Source organism: Arthrobacter sp. Cr_A7, from assembly GCF_029222765.1.
Taxonomy (GTDB): domain Bacteria; phylum Actinomycetota; class Actinomycetes; order Actinomycetales; family Micrococcaceae; genus Arthrobacter.
This window is the reverse complement of sequence record NZ_JARHXQ010000055.1, coordinates 1-1,861: the sequence shown is the minus strand read 5'-3', so window position 1 is coordinate 1,861 and position 1,861 is coordinate 1. Positions and strand designations below refer to the sequence as shown.

Below are 1,861 nucleotides of genomic sequence, written 5' to 3'. Positions count from 1 at the left end.
AACTTCTCGGCAAGAAGGAGCAACACCATGAACGACTTCATCAAATTCACCGGCCCGGCCGACGTCCTGGCCTTCATCCCACACACGCTGGGACAGGCCCCTACGGAATCCTTTGTCGCACTGACCATGCAGGGCAACAAGATCGGCGCGACCCTGCGCGTGGATGCCCCGTTCGGACAGGACACGGCAGGTTTCGCCCAGACCGTCGTCAGCTACCTGACCGCCGACGAGGCCGCCACCGGCAGCCTGCTGGTCATCTACACCGACGAGAAGACCAGCGACGGCAGCCGTCCCTACGCCGGGCACGTGCAGGCACTGCGCACCGAGCTGGAAACTGCAGGTATGCCGCTGCGGGACGCATGGCTGGTGACCTCCGAACTGTGGCGGAACTACCACTGCGCGGACACCAGCTGCTGCCCCGATGAGTCGCTCGATGCCATCACCACCAGCAACGGCAACGCCGCCCTGATCTACCGGGGCAGCGCTGTCACCGGCTTCATCGCCCCGGCACCCTTCACGGGAGACGAGACGGCCCGCGAGGCTATCGCAGCGCACAAGCCAGACGGCTGGCCCGAAGACCTCGAAGCCAGCCGTGCTGCCTGGGCCAAGGTGCTCGACGATCCGAAGAGCCTGACGACCGAAACCGCGCACCAGCTGGCAGGAGCGTTGCAGCACCCCACCATCCGGGACTACATGATGGGCGACATCGTCCCGCACGCGCCCGAGCAGTTCACCTCCGTCATGCTTGGTGTGTTCCCCACCCGCCCGGACTGGGCCCGCGTGGACACGGCGCAGGAAGTCGCGTTCGAGCTGATGAAAGCCACCCCGGAAGGGCAGCGTGCCCCCATGTTGTGCCTGATCGGCTGGCTGGAATGGCTCAAAGGACAGTCCAGTTTCGCCGCCCGGTACTTCAAGCTCGCGCTGGAGGACAGCACCGGGTATCGGCTGGCGGAACTGCTGGGCGAACTGGTCAACCGCGGCCTGCTGGCAGACTGCTGCCGGGACCCGAAAAAGGCGTATGACCGCCGCCTGAAGCGCTAGCTTCGATAGGGCCGGACTCCACTACAAAGAGGGGTCCGGCCCTCATCGTGGATCGTCGCCAGGTGCGCGGCGGCCTCCCCCGCTTCGCTCCGCCGGCCGCGTCACGCTACGCGGGCGCCGCGACTTCCAGCCCGCGCGCAGGAACTGCCGATACTGTGAAAGGACACCGCCGTCCCGTACAGCCAAGGAGCCCCGAGCGTGGCAGATCATTTCCGCATGACCGAGGACGATACCGTTGCCCCGGACGCGAGCCCCCTTGAAGACATCCTGGAACTGAGCCTGCTCACCGCAGGCCCAGCGACCGGCCCGGTGGACCGGCCAAGGAAAGACCAAAGACACTACGAGCTGTAACCGCAGTGCAGCGCTGACGCTGCACCCACAAGTTTCCTTTTTGCCGAGGAAAACCACGAAGGGCCGGCACATCAACGTGCCGGCCCTTCGGTCCGCCGTACGAGCATCCACAGGATCACGGCCGCGAGGCCGTTGAGGAAAACGATAAAGAGGTCACCGGCAGCAGGCCGGCCGATAACCAGATCCACGACCACGAGCACCACCGATAGGAGCGCAGCAACGGTGAACACCACGGCCAGGGCCCGGCAGGTCCTTGGTGACGTCCAGGCGCTTGCGCGCCTGGCTTTATCGCTGTGGCCGGGGCGTGGAGCTGGATCTCTCATGTCCTAACCCTAATCAGGGACAAGTGCATGCTCGCTGGGCTCGCCCTGGTTTCCGCTGCGCTTCAACCAGTTGGCGGGCGTCCGCTGGCGCGGCCGGCTGTTGGGTTCAGGGCGTGCCGTCGCAGGGCTCCGGACCCCCTGAACCT

3 protein-coding genes are annotated in these 1,861 nt (G+C 65.9%); 2 read left to right on the top strand and 1 reads right to left on the bottom strand.

The annotated features are described in order from the left end of the window. On the top strand, window positions 1–1,041 hold a 1,041-nt coding region (locus P2Q66_RS03255; RefSeq protein WP_275725527.1), incomplete at its 5' end, for a DUF4192 domain-containing protein. 198 nt (window positions 1,042–1,239) lie between these two features. After that, window positions 1,240–1,392: a hypothetical protein gene (locus tag P2Q66_RS03250; RefSeq protein WP_275725526.1), complete on the top strand. Its 153-nt coding sequence runs from the start codon at window positions 1,240–1,242 to the stop codon at window positions 1,390–1,392. Between the two features lie 71 nt (window positions 1,393–1,463). Here P2Q66_RS03250 and P2Q66_RS03245 read toward each other — a convergent pair whose 3' ends face one another. After that, window positions 1,464–1,715 carry a hypothetical protein gene (locus P2Q66_RS03245; RefSeq protein ID WP_275725524.1) on the bottom strand — a complete coding sequence of 84 codons (252 nt, stop codon included), beginning with the start codon at window positions 1,713–1,715 and terminating at the stop codon, window positions 1,464–1,466. Window positions 1,716–1,861: the final 146 nt, after the last annotated feature.